Below are 19,931 nucleotides of genomic sequence, written 5' to 3' on the forward strand. Positions count from 1 at the left end.
ACCTGGAGTGTTGTTGAGGTTGACGGGTTAACTACGGGGAGGAGCCGGATGTCGACAGGGATGATGATGCAAGGGGGCCGCGGCGGCGCGGGGAGTTGGCGTCGGCAGGACGCCTCGGTCGTGAACCAGAAGCTCGCGAAGGGCACGGTCAAGCGGATCGTGCGGTTCGCGCGGCCGTTCCGGTGGCAGATCACGGTGTTCCTGCTGCTCGTTGTGGTGTCGGCGTTCCTGGTGATCGCCTCGCCGCTGCTGTTCAAGAAGATCGTCGACGACGGCATCAGCAAGGGCAACGCCGGCCTGGTGACCGGCCTGGCGCTGCTGGTCGCGCTGCTCGCGATCGTGGAGGCCGGTCTCGGTCTGGTCCAGCGCTGGTACTCGGCGCAGATCGGTGAGGGGCTGATCTTCGACCTGCGGACCAAGGTGTTCGCGCACGTGCAGAAGATGCCGGTGGCGTTCTTCACCCGCACGCAGACCGGCGCGCTGGTGTCCCGGCTCAACACCGACGTGATCGGTGCCCAGCAGGCTTTCACCTCGACGCTGTCCGGCGTCGTCTCGAACATCATCAGCCTGATCCTCGTGGTCGGCGCGATGCTCCTGCTGAGCTGGCAGCTGACGCTGGTCGCGATCCTGCTGCTGCCGGTCTTCCTGGTCCCGGCCCGGGTGCTCGGGCGACGCCTGGCCGCGATGACGCGTGAGCAGATGCAGCTCAACGCGGACATGTCGACGGCGATGACCGAGCGCTTCAGCGTCGGCGGCGCCCTGCTGGTGACGCTGTTCGGCCGGCAGTCCTCGGAGAACGCGGAGTTCGGCGAGCGCGCCGGACGGGTCCGCGACCTGGGGATCCGGACCGCGATGCTCGGGCGGGTCTTCTTCACCGCACTCACGCTGGTCGCCTCGCTGGCGACAGCCCTGGTGTACGGCGTCGGTGGCAACCTCGCCGTCCGGGACACGCTGACCGTCGGCACGCTGCTGGCGCTGGTCGCGCTGCTCGGCCGGCTGTACGGACCGCTGACCGCGCTGTCCAACGTGCGGGTCGACGTGATGACCGCGCTGGTCTCGTTCGAGCGGGTCTTCGAGGTGCTCGATCTCGAGCCGATGATCCAGGACCGGCCGGACGCGAAGCCGCTGCCGGACGACGTGGCCGCCTCGGTGACGTTCGACGAGGTCGCCTTCGCGTACCCGACCGCCGACCAGGTCTCGCTGGCGAGCCTGGAGTCGGTCGCGGTGCTCGACAAGCGCGCGTCCTCCCAGGTGCTGCACGACGTCAGCTTCACGGTCGAGCCGGGACGCATGGTCGCGCTGGTCGGCCCGTCCGGCGCCGGCAAGACGACCATCACCAACCTGGTCGCCCGCCTGTACGACGTGACCGGGGGAGCGGTTCGGATCGGCGGGCACGATGTCCGCGAGGTGACGCTCGAATCGCTGCACGACGCGATCGGGTACGTCACGCAAGACGCGCACATGTTCCACGACACGATCCGGGCGAACCTGGTCTACGCCAAGCCGGACGCGACCGAGGACGAGATGATCGAGGCGCTGACCTCGGCGCAGGTGTGGGACCTGGTGTCCTCGCTGCCCGACGGTCTCGACACGGTCGTCGGCGACCGCGGCCACCGGTTGTCCGGTGGTGAGCGGCAGCGGCTGGCGATCGCCCGGCTGCTGCTGAAGGCGCCGCACATCGTCGTACTGGACGAAGCGACGGCTCACCTGGACTCCGAGTCCGAGGTCGCTGTGCAGCGGGCCCTCGACACCGCGCTGGAAGGCCGGACGTCGCTGGTCATCGCACACCGGCTCTCCACGGTCCGCAACGCCGACGAGATCCTGGTCGTCGACCAGGGCACGATCGTCGAGCGCGGGACCCACGAGCAGCTGCTGGCGCTGAACGGTGAGTACGCCGACCTCCACCGCACGCAGTTCGCGGAGTCGCCGGCAGCCGTGTAGCCGTCCACCCTCCGGGTACCTGCCGAGGCACAGACCTATCAGCGGCCATACTGTTGATAGGGAACGGCATTGTCCTGACGTGAGGGAAGGACTTCGGGATGATCAAGTGCGCACTGGTCCTGGGCGCGGGCTACACCGGTTTCAGGCTGGCCTACAACTCCGAGGACGGCGTCCACTACGGCAAGGTCGGCGACCAGGCGTTGCGCCGAGGAATGTCCCTCTTCTTCGCCGCCCTCGCCGCCGGCCTCACCTACGCCGCCGTGATGCTGCACTGAGCTGAGGCGGTCCAGCCCGGCTGCAGGCCTGACCTCCGGGCTCGCCTGCAGCATCCGCCTCTCGCACGCCGCCGTGATGCTGCAGGCGGACTTCTACTTCTTCGCTTTCTCGGGGTCGTGCTCCAGCAGATGCAGGACCGGTACGCCGAGGTGCCGGCGGGCGGTGTTGGTCCAGTCGAGGTGGAAGAACTCGGCGACGATGTGCGGGCGGGTCAGGATGATGACCTCCTGACCGTTCACCTTGTCGACCGTCGCCGTGAGGGCGTCGATCGGGCGGTCGTGCGAGATCCCGCCGACGGCGTCGTGTCCGAGGTCCCGAAGCCGCTGGACGCTACGGCCGGTGCAGTCGCGGGCCTCACTGTCGATCGCCTTCTGGGCCTCGGCCAGTTCCTCGCGCTGATCGATCAGACCGGTCCCGTACAGGTCGGCGGTTCCGAGCGCACTGATCGACGCCTCCACGCCCGCCTCGGCGTTGTGGCACGGTACGAGCACGTGGTACGTGACCGGCTCGGGCATGTCCTGGTGCAGTTCGACGACCCGGCGGGCGTCCTCCTGCGACAACTCCTGCTCGACAAGCAGTACGACGTCGTACATCGCGGTACCTCCGGTCCCTACCGTGCGGTATCCCTCCATCATGCCCCGTTCGTGGGCAGAATGGCCGCATGCAGCTACCCGTGGTTCCTCCGGTCAAGCCGATGCTCGCCAAGGCGGTCAAGCAGATGCCGGACGGCGAGGTGAGCTTCGAGCCGAAGTGGGACGGGTTCCGTTCCATCATCTTCCGCGACGGCGACGAGGTCGAGATCGGCAGCCGCAACGAGAAGCCGATGACCCGGTACTTCCCGGAGCTGGTCGAGGCGATCAAGGCCAACCTGCCCGAGCGCTGCGTGATCGACGGCGAGATCGTGGTCGTCGGCGGTTCGGGGGACCGGCTCGACTTCGAGGTGCTGCAGCAGCGGATCCACCCCGCGGCGTCCCGGGTGAAGATGCTGTCGGAGACCACGCCGGCGCGGTTCGTCGCGTTCGACCTGCTCGCGCTCGGTGACGAGGACTACACGCAGCGACCGTTCGCCGAGCGCCGTACGGCGTTGGAGAAGGCGCTCGCCCCGGCGAAGACGCCGATCCACCTGACCCGGACGACGACCGACAAGGCGCTGGCGACCGAGTGGTTCCACCAGTTCGAGGGCGCCGGGCTGGACGGCGTGATCGCAAAGCCGCTGGACGGGCTGTACGAACCGGACAAGCGGACGATGTTCAAGATCAAGCACGAGCGGACCGCCGACTGCGTCGTCGCGGGTTACCGCGTGCACAAGAGCGGACCGAACCGCATCGGCTCGTTGTTGCTCGGCCTGTTCAACGACGAGGGCGTGCTCGCCAGCGTCGGCGTGATCGGCGCGTTCCCAATGGCCCGGCGCGAGGAACTGTTCGAGGAACTGCAGCCGCTCGTCACCGACTTCGACGACCACCCGTGGGCGTGGGCCAAGCAGGAGGAGGGCAACCGAACTCCCCGCAACGCCGAGGGCAGCCGCTGGCAGGCCGGCAAGGACCTCAGTTTCGTCCCGCTCCGCCCCGAGCGCGTCGTCGAGGTCCGCTACGACCACATGGAAGGCGTCCGCTTCCGCCACACCGCCCAGTTCGTCCGCTGGCGCGACGACCGTACGCCGGAGTCGTGCACGTACGAACAGCTGGAAGAGCCGGTGAAGTTCGCCCTGGACGACGTGCTGGGGTAGTCCCGCAGGCCGGACCCTCCCGGGCCGTCAGTCTGCGACCTCCGCGATCAGGCGGTTGACGCTCTCGGGGGTCAGGCCGAGGCCGGGGAACGTTGCGATGCTGCTGATCGGGAAGTTGCCGATCAGCTTCAGCAGGTCCGGGCTGGCGAGAATGCCTCGTGGGTTGCCGTTGGCATCTACTCCGATGAGCTCCCGCAGCGCCGCGGCGCCGGTTGGGTGGTCGAGCCATTCCTCGAGCGTCGCCCATTCGTCGAGCCGGGGGAGCAGCGGCGGTGCGTCGATGTCGACCGTGGTCGTGAGGCGCAGGTCGCGCGAAGACGCGCCGACGGCGAACTCGAACTCACCGCCCTCGACGACCCAGCGGCCCTGCTGCGTCGACCAGTAGGAGAGGTCGCGAGCCGTAAGGGTGAAGTTGACGTCGATACTTTCGCTGGGCTCGAGAGCGACCTTCGCGAAGCCCTTCAGCTCGCGAACCGGACGCCGGACCTGCGCGACCGGATCGCCGACATACAGCTGCACGACCTCCTGGCCGGCACGGTCGCCGGTGTTGGTCACCCTGCAGTTGAGGTTGACCCCAAGGTCGTCCTCAACCGTCACGGTCAGATCGGCGTACGCGAAGGTCGTGTACGAGAGTCCGTGGCCGAACGGGTAGCTGACCGCGCACCCGACCGCGTCGTACCCGCGGTACCCGACGAACACGCCCTCGCCGTACCGCACCTGCCCGTGCTCGCCGGGGAAGTTGAGGTACGCCGGGGTGTCCTCGATCCGCAGCGGCAGGGACTCGGCGAGCCGGCCGGACGGATTGACCTTGCCCAGCAGTACGTCGGCCACCGCGCCGCCAGAGGCCTGGCCCGCCAGCCAGCACTCGACGACTGCCGCCGCGTGCTGCTCCCAGGGCGCCAGCCGGACGGCCGAGCCGTTGCTCAGTACGACGATCAGGCGCGGGTTCACCGCCGCCAGGCGTTCGACCAGGGCGAGCTGATTGGCGGGCAGGTCGATGTGGGTGCGGTCGAAGCCCTCGGACTCCTCTGCCGCCGGCAGACCGAGGAAGACGAGCACGTGAGCCGACCGCGCGGCAAGCGCGACGGCCTCGTCTGCCAGCCCGGCATCGGCGCGATCCGGATCCAGCCGATCGCCCCGGCCATCGCCGGTTACCTCCTGACGATCGCCGGGATCGGTGACCTCGTCCCCGTCGCTACTGGCGCTCTCGATGGTGAACCCCGCGGCGAACTCCAGCTGGACCTCCGGCGGCAGCGCCGTACGGAGCTCGTCGAACGCGTTCTCCACTCGCGTCGGATTCACTTGCGAGCTGCCCGCGCCCTGGTAGCGCGCAGTCCGCGCGAACTCACCGATCACCGCGACCAGTTCACCCGCTCCCGGCTTCAAGGGCAGAACACCGTCGTTCTTCAGCAACACGATGCTGTCGGCCGCGGCCTCCCGAGCCAGCGCGTGGTGCTCGTCGACCTCGAAGGATTCCGTCGGGGTCGTCGCACGTGCCGCCAGGCGGAGTACTCGCTCGACTGCTCGGTCCAGAACGGCTTCATCCAGCTCGCCCGATGCCACGGCGGCGACGATGGCCGCGTCGCTGATTCCCAGCTTGGGCGGCATCTCGAGGTCGAGCCCGGCCGCCAGTGACGCCACGCGGTCGTGGACCGCGCCCCAGTCCGACATCACGAGTCCGTCGAAACCCCACTCGTCACGCAGTACGTCGGTCAAGAGCCAGTGGTTCTGCGACGCGTGGACGCCGTTGAGGCGGTTGTACGAACACATCACCGTCCACGGCCGAGCAGTGCGCACCACCCGCTCGAAGCCGGCCAGGTAGATCTCCCGCAGCGTCCGCTCGTCGACCTCGGCGCTGACTCGCAACCGATCGGTTTCCTGGTTGTTCGCCGCGAAGTGCTTGACCGAGGCACCGACGCCCTGGCTCTGCAGCCCGTCGACCAGCGCAGCGCCGAGTACGCCGGAGACCAGCGGATCCTCGGACAGGTACTCGAAGTTCCGCCCGCACAGCGGCGACCGCTTGATGTTGATGCCGGGGCCGAGCACCACCGCGACCCCCTGAGCGCGCGCCTCGACACCGATCGCCGCGCCGACTCGCCGTACGAGGTCGACGTCCCACGACGAGCCGAGCGCGCTCGCAGTCGGGAAGCAGGTCGCCGGCAGGCTGCCGCCGATCCCGACGTGGTCACCTTCGTCGGGCTGCCGGCGCAAGCCGTGCGGTCCGTCCGCGAGCATCACCGCCGGTACGCCGAGCCGCTCGACCGGCGCGGTATGCCAGAAGTCCGACCCCAGGCAAAGCGCCGCCTTCTCCTCGACCGTCAGCTGTCCCAAGATCGTCGCCTCGTCAACCATCGGCCCAGCTAACCACCTCTGGCCGTGAGGTGGGTGTGCTGGACAGTGAACCGCTGGTCAGCGGACAATTCGGGCATGACCTCCGGCCTGGAACTCACGCGTCCCTCGGACCGTGAGCGGGACCGCGCGCTGGAGATCCTGCGCGAGGGCGCCGGGACCGGGAGGCTGTCGCAGGACACCTTCGTCCGGCGGATGAACTTCGTGCTCGGCGCTCAGAGCCGGAGCGAACTGCGGGACGCCACGCACGATCTGCCGGGGCGTGAGCCGCGTGCGGTGGAGTGGTTGCGCGAGCTGATCTCGAAGATCCCGCATGTCACGCTCACTCCGCGGGCGAAGCGGGCGTCGCTCCCGGGGCTGGCGCTGCCGCCGCCCGGGTCGCCGACGATCCGGATCGGGCGGGGGCCGGGTGCGACGCTGCGGATCGCGGACGCCTCGGTGTCGCGCCGGCACGCCGAGCTCCGGCACGTCGGCAACGGCTGGATGGTGCGCGACCTCAACTCGATGAACGGCACCCACCTCAACGGCTCCCGCATCACCTCACCGACCGCCGTCCGCGCCGGCGACATCCTCCAGTTCGGCTCGGTCCTCTACACCCTCACCTGGTCCGACTTCCGCTGAGCCGGCAAGCAGTACGCCGTACCAGTCCCTCGTACGCCGGTCCTACCGCTCACGCTCCGGCGGCTTACGGATCTGGCACTTCGACAGCCGAAAGGCGCGGCGGAGGCGGCTATAGGCCGGTCCTAGCGACCAGTTCCGTCGTAGTCCGACTCGGCGAGCATCTCGTCCAGGATCGCGCGCTGTCGCGCCTTCAGCTGCTGCCGGAACGCCAGGGCGTGCTCCAGCCGCACCCAGTCGACCGACTCGTCGGACCGGAACGGCAGCGCGCCGGACGCGGCGTACGAGCGCAACTCGTCCTCGGCCATCCCGATCGCGGCTGCCGCCTCACGGATCGGCAGCTCGTGCCGCAGCGCGGTCACCTGGACGGCGAGGCCTTCGCGCAAGGCGGTCTCGACGAACAGGAGGGCCTCGAGCGCCTTCGGCGGTACGTCGTACCGGTTGCCCTCGGCATCGATGATGGCCGGCCCGGCGGGCACCAGCGTGCGCTCGGCGTCGGACAGCAGGAACACCTCGGACTGACTCGGCAGGACCTCCATGCCCGGAAGCTTACGTGACCGGAAGCTTCCGGAAAGGCCTACCACTTGTCGGCTTCGAGCTCTTCCTCGTATGCCTCGATCTCGGCCTCGCGGCGGGAGGCCCGGACCCGGCGTTGCAGCTGCAGGACCTGGTCCAGCTGGACCCATTCATCGGAGTCGTCCGGCCCGATCGGCACCCCGGCACTCGGCAGGCTGGCGCGCAGTTCTTCTTCCGGCAGGTCGACGGCAAGCGCAGCCTCCCGGAGCGGCAGTTCGTGGCGCAGCAGCGAGACCTGTACGGCGTACCCCTCGCGCAGCGCGGTCTCGACGTAGTGCAGTGCTTCGAGCGCCTTCGGTGGTACGTCGCGGCGGTGGCCCGTGGAGTCGACGATCGCCGGGCCGTCGGGCACCAGCCGGCGCTCCTCGCCGGAGATCATGAAGATCTCGGACTGGCTGGGCACGTTCATGGCGGGGAGCCTAGGGGAACGGGCGGCTCGACCGCCCGGCTCCGGAAGTCACAAGTCGGTGTCTATTCGCCGGGGTCGAGCACGGTCGGGTGGGAGCCGGGGTGCGTGGTCCACCACGGGCGTCGGGTCGCGTTCTCGGCGATCGTCGCCCGGTAGGTGTCGACGAAGGCCTGGTGCACGAGGTCGACGTCTTCCTGCGTGGTGTGGTCGGTCCGCCAGCGCAAAGTACGGCGCCACACGAGTGGGTGGTCGCGCAGCGGCCGGACCACCGTGTTGGGGATCTCGCGGACGGTCGGCGCGCACAGGCTGATCCCGCGGCCGGCGCCGATCAGCTGCTCGATGTCGGGGGTGTCGAGGTTGGCGTACCGGAACTGCGGCGTGAAGCCGCCGACGGACTCGCAAGTCGTCCGCAGGTAGGCCAGATCGCCGTCCTCCTTGCCGGCCGGCGGACAGATCCAGATGTCGCCGGCCAGGTCGCCCAGCGCGATCTCCGCGCGATCCGCGAGCCGGTGCGACGCCGGGAGCGCGACCGCGAACGGCTCCGGATAGACCATCGTCTGCTCGCGGACGCCGTTCGGGCACGGCGGCGCGTGCACGTCGTCACAGCGGCCCAGCATGACGACGTCGACGATGTCCGCCGCGAGCAGATCGGTCAGTACGGCGCACGACGAGTCCACCTGCGTGACGATCTCGCGCCCGGGCAGCACCTCCTCGAGCCGGGACAGCCAGGCGCCGTACATCACGGTCCGCATGGCGCCGAGGCGGAGAGGTCCGGTCCCGATCGTGTACCGGCGGCTGCTGCCGACCAGGTCGTCCATGTCGGCCAGCATCGAGCGGGCGCGGCCCAGCACGTGCTTGCCGAGCGGGGTCGCCTCCACGCCGTACGGGCCGCGTTTGAACAGCGGTCCGCCGATCGCCTCCTCGATGCGCTGCAGCTGCGCGGTCAGCGACGGCTGGGAGATGCCCAGTGCGGCGGCGGCCTTGGAGACGCTGCCGCTCTCGGACAGGCGGCAGACGACCCGCAGATGCCTCAGCTCGAGCTCCATAGCGGCGAGGTTATGCCCTGCTGGGATATCACAGCCACAACTCGCGGGTGCCAATCTCTTTGCACAGAGGACCCCGGGCGTTCACCTGCCCAGTCCGGACCCCCGGTTCCTCTTCCCCCGCCGCCGGCCGGACGGCCCTGCAGCCCCCCGGCCGGCGCTGGGGTCCCGCCCCTTTCAGTGAGGCCGTACACATGAAGAAACGAAGTGTCCCCGTGAAACGCACAGCCCTGCGCACTGTCGCAGCCGGCTGCGTGCTGAGTCTCGCGGCCGCCGCCACAGCGGTGGTCGCGACCAGGCTCCCCGCAGCCGACGCCCAGGCCGACCCACCGGTCAATCCGCGCGCCGCCGCCCTGGCGACCGCCGACCGGCTGGTCGAGGGTCGCGCCGCCGAGCTCAAGGCGAGCCCCGGCGACCAGTTCGTCCGCCAGCAGGACATCAGTACGCCGTGGGGTCTGCAGTACGTCGCCTACCAGCGCACGTACTACGACCTCCCGGTGATCGGCGGCGACTTCGTCGTCACGACGGATGCCCAGGGCAACACCCGGGGCATCTCCGTCGCCCAGCAGCGCCCGATCGACGTGAACCGTCACCCGGTCGTCAGCAAGGCGGCGGCCGAGAAGGCCGCGCTGAAGGCGCTCGACCAGGCCAAGGCCGTCCCTGGTGACCCGACACTGGTCGTGTACGCCGGCGGCGCGAAGCCGGTGCTGGCCTGGGAGTCGATCGTCCAGGGCCGTGACCACGGCGAGGACAGCCGGCAGAAGGTGTACGTCGACGCGCGCACGGGCAAGGTCGTGCACGCGATCGAGCAGACCGCCTCCGGCACCGGGACCGGCGTCTGGAACGGCGGCAACCTGTCGTTCGGTACGACGCAGAGCGGTTCGTCGTACACGATGGCCGACCCGGGCCGGCCGAATCTGCGCTGCGCCGACTACAGCACCGGCACGGTCTACTCCGGCTCCGACGACGTCTGGGGGAGCACCTCCAAGACCGACAAGGAGGCCGGCTGCGTCGACGTCATGTACGTCGCCACCGGTGAGTGGAACATGCTGAAGGACTGGTACGGCCGCAACGGCCTCGACGGCCAGGGCAAGTGGGCCGACGCGCTGGTCGGGCTGGGCGACGTCAACGCGTACTGGGGTCACCAGAGCAACCCCGACGGTGTGGTCTTCGGCTACAACAACAACCGGCAGTGGATCACCGGCACCGACGTCGTCGCCCACGAGTACGGGCACGGCCTGGACGCCAAGACGCCGGGCGGCATCTCCGGCCACCCGTCGCAGGAAGCGGTCGCGGACATCTGGGGCACGCTGACCGAGCACTTCCTGAACAACCCGAACGACCCGCCGGACTACGAGGTCGGCGAGGAGATCAACCTGCAGGGCGCCGGGCCGATCCGGTACATGTACGAGCCGGCCAAGATCTCGGGCCACCCGAACTGCTACTCGACCAGCCTGCCGTCGTCGGTGCACGCCGCGGCCGGCCCGATGAACCACTGGTTCTACCTCCTGGCCGAAGGCAGCAACCCTGGCAACGGCAAGCCGACCAGCCCGACCTGCAACAACAGCACGCTGACCGGCATCGGGCACAAGGAGGCGGGCAAGGTCTTCTACAACACGATGCTCGCCAAGACCTCCGGGATGAGCTACCCCAAGTGGCGGGTGGCGACGCTGGCGGCGGCCAAGAACCTGGACGCCAGCTGCGCGCTGCACGCCAAGGTGAAGGCCGCCTGGGATGCCGTTGCCCTGGGCACCCAGTCGGGCGAGGCGACCTGTACACCGAGCGGCAACGACTTCACGCTGTCGGTCTCCCCGGCCAGCGGGTCGGTCAAGCCCGGCGAGTCCGCGACCGCGACGATCAACACCGTGATCGGCAGCGGCTCGGCGCAGACCGTGCAGCTGAGCGCGTCCGGCCTGCCGAGCGGCGCCACCGCGTCGTTCTCGCCGGCGTCGGTCCAGTCGGGCAACTCGTCGACGCTCACCATCAGCACGTCGTCCAGTACGCCGGAGGGCAGCTACACCGTGACCGTCACCGGTGACGGAACGGCTGTCGACCGGACGGCGACGTACCGGTTGACCGTCGGCGGGACCGCCCCGCCCGCCGGCGTGCCGGACGTCGACGTGGAGAAGGTGAAGGCGCACCTGGTCGCGCTGCAGCAGGCAGCCGACAACAACGGCGGCAACCGGCGCGCCGGTTCGGCCGGCTACACGGCCTCGGTGAACTACATCGAGCAGAAGCTGCGGGCCGCCGGGTTCACCGTCGCCAAGCAGCGGTGCACGAACTGCACGTACCCGTCGGACAACCTGATCGCCGACTTCCCCGGTGGGGACGCGAACCAGGTCGTCATGCTCGGCGCGCACCTGGACAGCGTGAGTGCCGGGGCCGGCAGCAACGACAACGGGTCCGGCTCGGCCGTCGTGCTGGAGACCGCGCTGACACTGGCGGCGAAGAACCCGACGCTGGCCAAGCACGTCCGGTTCGGCTGGTGGACCGACGAGGAGCAGGGCCTGAACGGCTCCGAGTTCTACGTCGGCCAGCTGTCCTCGACCGAGCGCTCGAAGATCAAGGCGTACCTGAACTTCGACATGGTCGCCTCGACCAACGCCGGGTACTTCGTCAACAACATCACCACGGCGACCGGCAGCGTGCTGAAGGAGTTCTACGCCGGGCTGAACCTGGCGCCGGAGGAGAACACCGAGGGCGCCGGGCGTTCCGACGACGCGTCGTTCAAGAACGCCGGGATCCCGACCAGCGGCGTGGCCGCCGGGGCGAGTGCGCGCAAGACCACGGCGCAGGCGCAGAAGTGGGGCGGTACGTCGGGCTCGGCGTACGACCCCTGCTACCACAGCGCCTGCGACAAGTACCCGTCGAACATCAACGCGACCGTGCTCGATCGCAGTGCCGACGCCGCGGCGTACGGGCTGTGGAAGCTCGCGGTAGGGGAGACCCCGCCGGCCGGCAACGACTTCTCGTTGTCGCTCGACCCGGCCTCGCGGTCGGTGGCGGCGGGTGGCTCGGCGCAGACGACGGTCCGGACGGCGACCACGAGCGGTGACGCGCAGACCGTGCAGCTCGCGGCGAGCGGACTGCCCTCCGGTACGACGGCCTCCTTCTCGCCGTCCTCGGTGACGTCCGGGAGCACCTCAGCCCTCACCCTGGCGACGTCGGCCACAACGCCGGCCGGGACGTACCAGGTGACGGTCAAGGGCACCGGCGCGGTCAGCCACGAGGTGACCTTCAGCCTCACGGTGACCGGTACGTCGACCGGCACGGTGACGGTGCAGAACCCGGGCGGCCAGTACGGGTTCGTCGGCTTCCAGAGCTTCCCGTTGCAGATCCGGGCAACGGCCAGCTCTGGCCAGCCGGTCACCTTCCGCGCGACAGGGCTGCCCCCGGGCCTGTCGATCAGCTCCAGCGGAGTGATCTCGGGGACACCGACCAGCCGCGGGTCTTACTCGGCAACGGTGACGGCGACCGACAGTGGTGGGGCGTCTGGTAGTGCCACCTTCGGTTACTCGATCTGGTAAGCCGCGGCTGACGGGCTCCGGACCGCACACCAGGCGGCCCGGAGCCCGCACCCCGTGAGGCCGCCGGCGAAGATCCGGACTCCCCGGCATTGAGGCGCAGGGGGATTCCTGGTCTAGGTGCCCAGGACCACCTTGCCGGCGGTCTCACGGTTCTCCAGCGCACGGTGGGCGTCGGCGGCCTTGGCCAGCGGGAAGCTGGTGACCAGCGGCAGCCAGCGCCCTTCGGCCGTTTCCTCCAGCGCCTTGGTCTCCAGCTCCCGCAGCCGGTGCATCAGCTTGGGGCCGATCGCCCAGGTCGCGCTGAGCCCTCGCTGCATCAGGTCGGCGGTGGTGAGCTCCACCGGCCCGCCACCGGACCAGCCGAACATCAGGATCCGCCCGCCGATCCCCAGCAGCTCGAACGCCTGCTGACCGACCTCGCCACCGACGCCGTCCAGGACCACGGTCACTCCCCGGCCCGCGCTCTCGCCCGGATCGATGCTCTCCCGCACCTGCTCCGCCCAGCCCGGCTGCCGGTAGTCGACAACGAGCTGCGCACCCAGCTCTCGCACCTGCCGGGTCTTCTCCGGCCCGCCGGCCAGACCCACGATCGTCGCGCCGGCGTTGCGCGCGCTCTGGACGAACAGACTCCCCATCCCACCGGCCGCCGCCGTCACCAGTACGACGTCGTCCGCGGTGATCGCCGCCTGCTCCAGGATCCCCATCGCCGTCCGGCCGGTACCGATCGTCGCGACCGCGTGAGCAGCACTCACGTGCCTGGGGATCTCGTGCAGGGACTCGGCCCGAGCAACCGCTCTCTCGGCGTACCCACCGGGCACCGGGCCGAGATGCACCACGACGCGCTTCCCGACCCAGCACGCGTCGACGTCCGCGCCGACGGCCTCGACCCGCCCCGCGACCTCCCGTCCGGGGATCGTCGGCAGCGTCGGGGGAGCGACCGGCCCGCCGGCCGCCGTACCTTTCCGGAGGGCGGTATCCAGCAGATGCACTCCGGCCGCCTCGACCGCGATCAGCACCTCACCGGCCGCGGGGACCGGGTCGGGCACCTCCTCGAAGATCAGGTTCTCGGCCGGACCGAACTCGTACAAGCGGATCGCCCGCATCGGCGCACTCCCTCTCTGAACTGTGCTGCCTGTCTGGACTGTGCTCCCGACGCTAGGAGCTGAACTTCGGTTGAGGTCAACTCCCACCACTTCGTTACCTTCTGTATTAAAGTGCGGGCAGGGAGGGAGCGACGTGGCGAAGATCTTGAAGGGTGCGACGGCCCAGGAGACGCACAGTGCGATCCTGGACCTGATCCGTTCCAGCGGCACCGTGACCCGGGTCGCGCTGGCCGACCGCTCCGGGCTGACCGGCGCGTCGATCTCGCGCGTGGTGAAGCAGCTGCTGGCCGAGGGGCTGATCGTCGAGACCGGTCTGGGCGACCCGACCGGCGGCAAGCGCGCGACGCTGCTGCAGTTCAACCCGCGGGCCCGGCACGCGGTCGGGATCTCGGTCGACACGCTCAGTACGACGTACGTGGTGACCGACATGAACGGCCGCGTCATCGAGCAGCTCGCGTCGAAGGGCATCGGCCGCGACACGCCCGCCACGGTCATCACCCGCCTGGTCGACGAGCTCGAGGACCTGATCAAGCGGACCGGTGTCGAGCCCACGACGCTGGTCGGCGTCGGGGTCGCGCTGGCCGGCCGGCAGGGGAGTGGATCGTCGCTGCTCCGGGCCGACCGCGAGCGCTACGCGTGGGAGCCGTTCGCGGTCCAAGGCCAGCTCAGCCAGGCGATCGAGCACCCGGTCGTCGTCGAGAACGACTCGACCTGCGCGGCGATCGGCGAGTTCTGGGCCGGCCGCATCCCGTCGGCCAACGACTTCGCGACCCTGTACCTGGCCGCCGGCTTCGGCCTCGGCCTGGTCACCAACGGGGACGTCTACCGCGGCTCGTCCTCGAACGTCGGCGAGATCGGACACATGGTCCTGGACGTCGACGGGCCGGAGTGCTGGTGCGGAGGACGCGGTTGCCTCGAGGCGCTGGCCGCGCCCGCCCGTGTCGTCGAGCTGGCCCAGCAGGACCCGACCCTCGCCAAGGACCTGCGCGGAAAGCGCTCCTCGGTCCGGACCGACTTCGCCCGCATCGCCCGCCGGGCCACCGAAGGCGATCCACGCTGCCTGGAGCTGATCCAGCAGTCGGCGCGCTACCTGGCGAAGGCCTTGCTGTCGATCACCAACCTGCTGGACCTGTCCCAGATCATCCTCGCCGGCCCCGGCTTCAGTGAGGCCGGCGACCTGTACGTGCAGGCCGCGACGGAGGAGATCAACCGCCTCTCCTTCGTTCGCGCAATCCACCCGACCCGCGTGGAGTTGTCCAAGCTGGGTCCGAGTGCGGCAGCGCTCGGTGCGGCATCGCTGGTCCTGCACAGCCAGCTGACGCCGCACCAGACGTCGAACCGCGCGCTAACGAGCTAAGAACTCCTTCAGCCACAGCCCGCTGTTCTTGACGGTGCGCTGCTGCGTCTTGTAGTCGACGTGCACCAGCCCGAACCGCCGCGTGTAGCCCCACGACCACTCGAAGTTGTCCAGCAGGGTCCAGGCGAAGTAGCCCTTCAGCGGCACGCCGTCGGCGACCACCTCGGCAGCCGTGGCCAGGTGCTTCTCGAAGTACGACTGGCGTTCGGCGTCCTCGATCGTGCCGTCGACGGTGACCTCGTCGGGGTAGGCCGCGCCGTTCTCGGTGACGTAGAGCGGGAGCTCCGGCGCCATCGTGTTGATCTGCACGAGGATGTCGCGCAGGCCGTTCGGGTCGATGCCCCAGCCCATCTGGGTCGTGTCGAGACCGGTGTCGACGGCAACGACCTTCTCGCTGCCGGGCTGGGTGGTCGGTTCACCCGGGGCGGCGAACTCACCGTCGGCCGGCGCGGCGACCGTCGACGGGCAGTAGTAGTTGACGCCCATGAAGTCCAGCGGCGCCGAGATCAGCGGCAGGTCGGCGTCGAACCGGCTGAACCACTCGGCCGTGCCGGTGTCCTCCAGGACATCGGCCGGGTACTTCCCGAGCAGCAGCGGGTCGAGGAACATCCGGTTCCGCAGCCCGTCGACCCGGCGTTGTGCGTCCCGGTCGGCGTCCGACGACGACGCGGCGTACACCGGCGCGGGGTTGAGCGCGATCCCGACGGTGTTCGACGGCGTCTTGATCGCCTGCACCGCCAGACCGTGCCCGAGCAGCAGGTGGTGCACCGCCTTCAGTGCATCGGCCCCCTCGACGCGGCCCGGCGCGTGCTCGCCGTTGCCGTACCCGAGGAACGCCGAGCACCACGGCTCGTTCAGCGTCATCCAGTGCGAGACCACGTCGGAGAGCGCGTCCTGCGTGATCGCCGCGTAGTCCCGGAACCGCTCGGCCGTGTCGCGGACGAGCCAGCCGCCGGCGTCCTCGAGCGGCTGGGGGAGGTCCCAGTGGTAGAGCGTCGCGTACGGCGTGACGCCGTTCGCCAGGCACGTCTCGGCGATCCGCCGGTAGAAGTCGAGCCCCGCCTGGTTGGCCGCGCCGCTCCCGGCCGGCACCACCCGCGGCCACGCCACCGAGAACCGGTACGCCTTCAGCCCGAGGTCCGCCAGCAGCCGGATGTCGTCGGCGTACCGGTGGTAGTGGTCGTCGGCGACCTCGCCGGTCTCGCCGTCCGCGATCTTGCCCGGCGTCGCCGCGAAGGTGTCCCAGATGCTCGGCCCCCGCCCGTCCTCGCGAATCGCTCCCTCGACCTGGTACGACGCGGTCGCCGCTCCCCAGACGAAGTCGCTCGGAAACGCGGATCGGCCGCCTGCGGAGTTGCTCATCGGGTTCCTTCCAGCCAGTGCGTACGGTCGGGCATCAGTTCGGCCAGGCGAGCGGTGAGCTCGGCCGGGATCTCGGTCTCCAGCGCCGCGACCAGCTGGTCCACGCGCGCGGGCTTGCTGAAGCCGACGACGGTGCCGGTGATCTTCGGGTCGTTCACCGAGTGCTGCAGAGCGGCCGTGGACAGGTCGATCCCGAACTCACGGCAGGCCTGGTCCATCCGCGCGACCGCGTCGAGCACCTCCGCCGGAGCGTGGCGGTACCCGTACTTCCGCAGGCCGCCCTGCGGGTTCGCCAGGATCCCGCCGCCGTAGATCGCGGCGTTGATCACCGCGAGACCGCCGGCGAGTGCTTGCTCGATCAGCGCCTCCGCGCTGTGGTCGAGCAGGCTCCAGCGGTTGTGCACGAGCAGCACCTCGAAGCCGCCGAGGTCGAGGTACCGGGACAGCTCGTGCACGGATCCGCCGGCCAGGCCGACGTGCCCGATCTCGCCCTCGGCCCGGAGCTTCATCAACGTGTCGACCGCGTCCCGCATGCTCGCGAAGTCGTGGAACTCCGGGTCGTGCAGGTACACCAGCGGCAGCTGCTCCAGCCCGAGCCGCTCCTTGCTCTCGGCGACGCTCGCCCGGACGCGGTCGCCCGAGTAGTCGTCGCCGAGCGCGTCGACCTTGGTGGCGACCAGGAAGCCGTCCGGCAGTCCACCGCGGGCCGCGATCGCCTGGCCGATCCGCAGCTCGCTCTCGCCGGCGCCGTACCCGTTCGAGGTGTCGATCCAGCGCAGCGGCCCGTCGAAGACCCGGTCGATCACGGCGACGGCCTCGTCCCGGCTCACCTCGTACCCGAAGACCTCGGGCATGCTCGCGAGCAGGGCGCCACCGGCGCAGACGGCGGACACGGTCAGTCCGGTGGACCCGAGCGGCCGGAGCCAGTCGTCGGTCGAGGGATCAGTCACGAGGACCAGCTTTCGGGGGAGAGGGCGACGAGGTCCGTGGTGCGTAGCCTAACCGGTTAAGTCACCGTGTGGCGAACGCGAAACCGTCCGGATCCACGTGGACCCGGGTTCCGTCCGGGGCGGTCGTCGCGCGCAGCCCTTCGGCGGCGTCACCGGCCAGTACGGCGTACGAGAAGCCGGCCACGTCGAGCTGCGGTTCCCGCTCCGACTTCTCCCGGTCGTAGGTGAACACCTCGATCACCGTGTCACCGCCCTTGAGGTAACCGATGCTGAACCCCCGCGGGTCGTGCGGCTGCTCGATCGTGCCGATGAACGAGAAGCCGTGGTGGTCCCGGTAGTACTCGTGCGTCCGCTCCCGGTCCTCGACCGTCACCGCGACGTGGTCGAACCGCGGCCGCGCCGGTACGCCGAGCGCGCGCTCCTTCGCGACCCCGTCCTCGTCGAGCACGGCGGCGTACTGGAGATCCCCCTGGATCATCTCCAGCAGCGTCCCGTCGGGGTCGAAGAAGAAGCAGATCCGGACGGCGCCCTCGGCGTCCAGTGGGTCGAGCTTGAACTCGACCCCGGCGGCCTTCAGGACGGCGGCCCGCTCGTCGAGCCGGTCGACCTTGAAACCGACGTGCCGGAACCCCTTCTGCAGGTCGTCGCCGACCCACGTGCTCGCCTCCCGCCCGCGCTCCACCAGGCGCAGCTCGACGGTCGCGGTCACCGCGTCCAGGACCGCCCGGTCCGCGGTGGCCTCACCGATCAGCGGCAGCTCCAGGAACTTCCCGTAGTACTCGACCGAGCGCTGCACGTCGGTGCAGTTGACGACGACGTTCTTGATCGGCATGGATCTCCTTCGGTGGGGGGAGTCAGTTCTTGACGGCGCCGAGCATCATCCCGGCAACGAACTGCCGCTGCATCCGGACGTAGACGAGCACGACCGGGACGACCGACAGGGTGAGGCCGGCGGTCAGCGCCGGCCAGTTGGTCGAGTACTGGCCCATCAGCGTGAACAGCACCGGCTGCAGCGGCAGCGCGTCGGTGTCGCGCAGCACGGTGTTCGCGATCAGGAACTCGTTCCAGGTCTGCAGGAACTGGAAGATCACCACGGTCGCGATCCCGGGCCGGGTCAGGGGGAGGATCACCCGCCAGAAGATCACCAGCTCCGAGCCGCCGTCGACCCGCGCGGCCTCGATCAGCTCGTCCGGCAGGGTCTGGAAGAACGCCCGCATCAGGAACATGGCGAACGGCGCGGACCCGGAGATGTAGAGCACCAGCAACCCGGTCTGGGTGTCCAGCAGCCCGAGCGTCTTGAGCTGCAGGTAGAGCGGGATGATCAGCGCCGTCGACGGCATCATCAGCGTGGTCAGCAGCAGCACGAACAGCGTGTTGCGGAACGGGAAGTCGAGCTTGGCGAACGCGTAGCCGCTGAGCGTCGCGAAGACCAGTACGCCGACCACCGTGACGGACGTGATCCAGACGCTGTTCCAGAAGTGCAGCGGGAACTCGATCTTGGTCCACGCCGTCGAGTAGCCCGCGAAGGTCAGCTTGTCGGGGATGATCGGCCCGCCGAAGATCGTGCTCGGCTCGCGCAGCGAGGTCAGCAGCATCCAGACGAACGGGAACGCCATCAGCACGCAGAACGGCGCCAGCACGAACGCCGCGAAGCTCTTCCCGAGCGGGAACCGGAACGGCACGTGCTGTTCCGCCGTACGCCGGTCCTGCTCGACGGTGGATGCGCTCATCGGTCCGTCCTCCTGGTCAGCCACAGCTGGGCGATCACCGCGATCGTGCACAGGATCATCGTCACGACGCTGAACGCGCTCGCGTACCCGAGCTGCGGGATCGACCCGGACGTCGAGCCGAAGGCGAGCGAGTACAGGTACGTCCCGAGGACCTCGCTGCCGTGGTTCGGGCCGCCGCCCGTCATCACGTAGATGATGTCGAAGGCCTTGAACCCGTTCAGCAGGCCGAGGCTGACGACCAGGCCGGTGACGACGCGCAGGCTCGGCACGGTGACGTTCCAGAACTGCTGGACCGAGTTCGCGCCGTCGACCGCGGCAGCCTCGTACAGGCTGGGATCGATGCCCTGGATGCCGGCGAAGAAGATCAGCATGGTGAAGCCGAGGCCACCCCACACCGTCACCACGATGATGGCCGGCAGCACCGTCCGGGAGTCGGCCAGCCAGGGATGCTGCAGCGAGTCGAGACCGATTGCCCCGAGCAACTGGTTGAGGGTGCCGATGTTCGGGTCGTAGATCAGCTTCCAGAGCACCCCGGACACCACGAACGAGACGATGCCCGGGATGAACAGGATGGTCCGGACCAGCACTCCGACGTGCTTCCACACGACGTTCACCAGGACGCCGGTGAGCAGACCAAGGAAGGTCAGGATCACCGTCGTCACCGCGGTCAGCACCAGCGTCACGACCAGCGCGCGCCGCGCGACCGGGTCGCCGAGCATCCGGCTGTAGTTGTCCAGCCCGATGAACTGTGGTGATCCGAACCCGCCCCAGCGCGTGAGGCTCAGGTACGTCGTCCGGAGGATCGGCCACAGCACGAAGCCGAGGAACAGCGCGAACGTGGGCAGCACGAACAGGTAGCCCGCGACGCGCTGGGACTTGCGCAGCGGCGAACCGAAGCGGCTTCTGCGGGGACGTGTCTCGGCGAAGGCGTTCTCCGGCCGGGCAGCAGTTGCGGTCGCCACCG

General features: G+C 69.5%; 17 protein-coding genes. 6 read left to right on the forward strand and 11 right to left on the reverse strand.

Going from position 1 to position 19,931, the window contains the following annotated elements:
• The first annotated feature begins 48 nt into the window (after positions 1–48).
• Positions 49–1,941, forward strand: a complete 1,893-nt coding sequence (locus tag ABD235_RS07830; RefSeq protein WP_344171477.1) for an ABC transporter ATP-binding protein — start codon at positions 49–51, stop codon at positions 1,939–1,941.
• 98 nt (positions 1,942–2,039) lie between these two features.
• Positions 2,040–2,216 (forward strand): hypothetical protein, encoded by a 177-nt coding sequence (locus tag ABD235_RS07835; protein ID WP_344171479.1) that lies wholly within the window; start codon positions 2,040–2,042, stop codon positions 2,214–2,216.
• A gap of 93 nt (positions 2,217–2,309) precedes the next feature.
• Here ABD235_RS07835 and ABD235_RS07840 read toward each other — a convergent pair whose 3' ends face one another.
• On the reverse strand, positions 2,310–2,810 hold the full coding sequence (locus ABD235_RS07840; protein WP_344171481.1) for a hypothetical protein: 501 nt from the start codon (positions 2,808–2,810) through the stop codon (positions 2,310–2,312).
• Positions 2,811–2,878: 68 nt separating this feature from the next.
• Between ABD235_RS07840 and ABD235_RS07845 the strand changes: the two genes are divergently transcribed.
• The gene (locus ABD235_RS07845; protein ID WP_344171483.1) at positions 2,879–3,943 is read left to right on the forward strand and encodes an ATP-dependent DNA ligase; all 1,065 of its coding nucleotides are present in this window, start codon (positions 2,879–2,881) and stop codon (positions 3,941–3,943) included.
• 27 nt (positions 3,944–3,970) lie between these two features.
• On the opposite strand, the gene ABD235_RS07850 is transcribed toward ABD235_RS07845, so the two are convergent.
• Positions 3,971–6,295 carry a glycoside hydrolase family 3 C-terminal domain-containing protein gene (locus tag ABD235_RS07850; protein WP_344171485.1) on the reverse strand — a complete coding sequence of 775 codons (2,325 nt, stop codon included), beginning with the start codon at positions 6,293–6,295 and terminating at the stop codon, positions 3,971–3,973.
• Positions 6,296–6,370: 75 nt separating this feature from the next.
• On the opposite strand from ABD235_RS07850, the gene ABD235_RS07855 reads away from it, so the two are divergent.
• Positions 6,371–6,913, forward strand: a complete 543-nt coding sequence (locus tag ABD235_RS07855) for an FHA domain-containing protein (RefSeq protein WP_344171488.1) — start codon at positions 6,371–6,373, stop codon at positions 6,911–6,913.
• A gap of 122 nt (positions 6,914–7,035) precedes the next feature.
• Here ABD235_RS07855 and ABD235_RS07860 read toward each other — a convergent pair whose 3' ends face one another.
• The 3 genes from ABD235_RS07860 to ABD235_RS07870 all read right to left on the reverse strand — a co-directional run bounded on the left by ABD235_RS07860 (position 7,036) and on the right by ABD235_RS07870 (position 8,941).
• Positions 7,036–7,449 (reverse strand): hypothetical protein, encoded by a 414-nt coding sequence (locus ABD235_RS07860; RefSeq protein ID WP_344171490.1) that lies wholly within the window; start codon positions 7,447–7,449, stop codon positions 7,036–7,038.
• A 38-nt stretch (positions 7,450–7,487) separates the two neighbouring features.
• Entirely contained in the window at positions 7,488–7,895 is a 408-nt protein-coding gene (locus ABD235_RS07865) for a hypothetical protein (RefSeq protein ID WP_344171492.1), read from the reverse strand.
• Between the two features lie 62 nt (positions 7,896–7,957).
• Positions 7,958–8,941: a LysR family transcriptional regulator gene (locus ABD235_RS07870; protein WP_344171494.1), complete on the reverse strand. Its 984-nt coding sequence runs from the start codon at positions 8,939–8,941 to the stop codon at positions 7,958–7,960.
• Positions 8,942–9,153: 212 nt separating this feature from the next.
• Here ABD235_RS07870 and ABD235_RS07875 point away from each other — a divergent pair, with 212 nt between their 5' ends.
• Positions 9,154–12,465 (forward strand): M28 family peptidase, encoded by a 3,312-nt coding sequence (locus ABD235_RS07875; protein ID WP_344171496.1) that lies wholly within the window; start codon positions 9,154–9,156, stop codon positions 12,463–12,465.
• Between the two features lie 113 nt (positions 12,466–12,578).
• Here the strand turns inward: ABD235_RS07875 and ABD235_RS07880 are convergent, their stop codons facing one another.
• Positions 12,579–13,568: a zinc-binding dehydrogenase gene (locus ABD235_RS07880; protein WP_344171498.1), complete on the reverse strand. Its 990-nt coding sequence runs from the start codon at positions 13,566–13,568 to the stop codon at positions 12,579–12,581.
• 133 nt (positions 13,569–13,701) lie between these two features.
• On the opposite strand from ABD235_RS07880, the gene ABD235_RS07885 reads away from it, so the two are divergent.
• Positions 13,702–14,925 (forward strand): ROK family transcriptional regulator, encoded by a 1,224-nt coding sequence (locus ABD235_RS07885; RefSeq protein WP_344171500.1) that lies wholly within the window; start codon positions 13,702–13,704, stop codon positions 14,923–14,925.
• On the opposite strand, the gene ABD235_RS07890 is transcribed toward ABD235_RS07885, so the two are convergent.
• The 5 genes from ABD235_RS07890 to ABD235_RS07910 form a co-directional block, all read right to left on the reverse strand.
• Positions 14,914–16,287 (reverse strand): GH1 family beta-glucosidase, encoded by a 1,374-nt coding sequence (locus ABD235_RS07890; protein ID WP_344171502.1) that lies wholly within the window; start codon positions 16,285–16,287, stop codon positions 14,914–14,916. The two genes, ABD235_RS07885 and ABD235_RS07890, sit on opposite strands and share 12 nt — an antisense overlap.
• Positions 16,284–17,237: an aldo/keto reductase gene (locus ABD235_RS07895; RefSeq protein WP_344171504.1), complete on the reverse strand. Its 954-nt coding sequence runs from the start codon at positions 17,235–17,237 to the stop codon at positions 16,284–16,286. Before ABD235_RS07895 ends, ABD235_RS07890 begins: the two co-directional genes overlap by 4 nt.
• Before the next feature lie 61 nt (positions 17,238–17,298).
• Positions 17,299–18,069 carry a VOC family protein gene (locus ABD235_RS07900; RefSeq protein ID WP_344171506.1) on the reverse strand — a complete coding sequence of 257 codons (771 nt, stop codon included), beginning with the start codon at positions 18,067–18,069 and terminating at the stop codon, positions 17,299–17,301.
• A 22-nt stretch (positions 18,070–18,091) separates the two neighbouring features.
• Positions 18,092–18,967 carry a carbohydrate ABC transporter permease gene (locus ABD235_RS07905; protein ID WP_344171508.1) on the reverse strand — a complete coding sequence of 292 codons (876 nt, stop codon included), beginning with the start codon at positions 18,965–18,967 and terminating at the stop codon, positions 18,092–18,094.
• Entirely contained in the window at positions 18,964–19,929 is a 966-nt protein-coding gene (locus tag ABD235_RS07910) for a carbohydrate ABC transporter permease (protein ID WP_344171510.1), read from the reverse strand. The genes ABD235_RS07905 and ABD235_RS07910 overlap by 4 nt, the downstream gene beginning before the upstream one ends.
• Between the last annotated feature and the right edge of the window lie 2 nt (positions 19,930–19,931).

It is taken from the genome of Kribbella lupini, from assembly GCF_039529595.1.
Taxonomy (GTDB): domain Bacteria; phylum Actinomycetota; class Actinomycetes; order Propionibacteriales; family Kribbellaceae; genus Kribbella; species Kribbella lupini.

Excerpts from the sequence above, each read along its gene's own strand:
- ABD235_RS07830 (WP_344171477.1), top strand. The coding sequence starts at position 49 with ATGTCGACAGGGATGATGATGCAAGGGGGCCGCGGCGGCGCGGGGAGT.
- ABD235_RS07835 (WP_344171479.1), top strand. The coding sequence starts at position 2,040 with ATGATCAAGTGCGCACTGGTCCTGGGCGCGGGCTACACCGGTTTCAGG.
- ABD235_RS07840 (WP_344171481.1), bottom strand. The coding sequence starts at position 2,810 with ATGTACGACGTCGTACTGCTTGTCGAGCAGGAGTTGTCGCAGGAGGAC.
- ABD235_RS07845 (WP_344171483.1), top strand. The coding sequence starts at position 2,879 with ATGCAGCTACCCGTGGTTCCTCCGGTCAAGCCGATGCTCGCCAAGGCG.
- ABD235_RS07850 (WP_344171485.1), bottom strand. The coding sequence starts at position 6,295 with ATGGTTGACGAGGCGACGATCTTGGGACAGCTGACGGTCGAGGAGAAG.
- ABD235_RS07855 (WP_344171488.1), top strand. The coding sequence starts at position 6,371 with ATGACCTCCGGCCTGGAACTCACGCGTCCCTCGGACCGTGAGCGGGAC.
- ABD235_RS07860 (WP_344171490.1), bottom strand. The coding sequence starts at position 7,449 with ATGGAGGTCCTGCCGAGTCAGTCCGAGGTGTTCCTGCTGTCCGACGCC.
- ABD235_RS07865 (WP_344171492.1), bottom strand. The coding sequence starts at position 7,895 with ATGAACGTGCCCAGCCAGTCCGAGATCTTCATGATCTCCGGCGAGGAG.
- ABD235_RS07870 (WP_344171494.1), bottom strand. The coding sequence starts at position 8,941 with ATGGAGCTCGAGCTGAGGCATCTGCGGGTCGTCTGCCGCCTGTCCGAG.
- ABD235_RS07880 (WP_344171498.1), bottom strand. The coding sequence starts at position 13,568 with ATGCGGGCGATCCGCTTGTACGAGTTCGGTCCGGCCGAGAACCTGATC.
- ABD235_RS07890 (WP_344171502.1), bottom strand. The coding sequence starts at position 16,287 with ATGAGCAACTCCGCAGGCGGCCGATCCGCGTTTCCGAGCGACTTCGTC.
- ABD235_RS07900 (WP_344171506.1), bottom strand. The coding sequence starts at position 18,069 with ATGCCGATCAAGAACGTCGTCGTCAACTGCACCGACGTGCAGCGCTCG.
- ABD235_RS07905 (WP_344171508.1), bottom strand. The coding sequence starts at position 18,967 with ATGAGCGCATCCACCGTCGAGCAGGACCGGCGTACGGCGGAACAGCAC.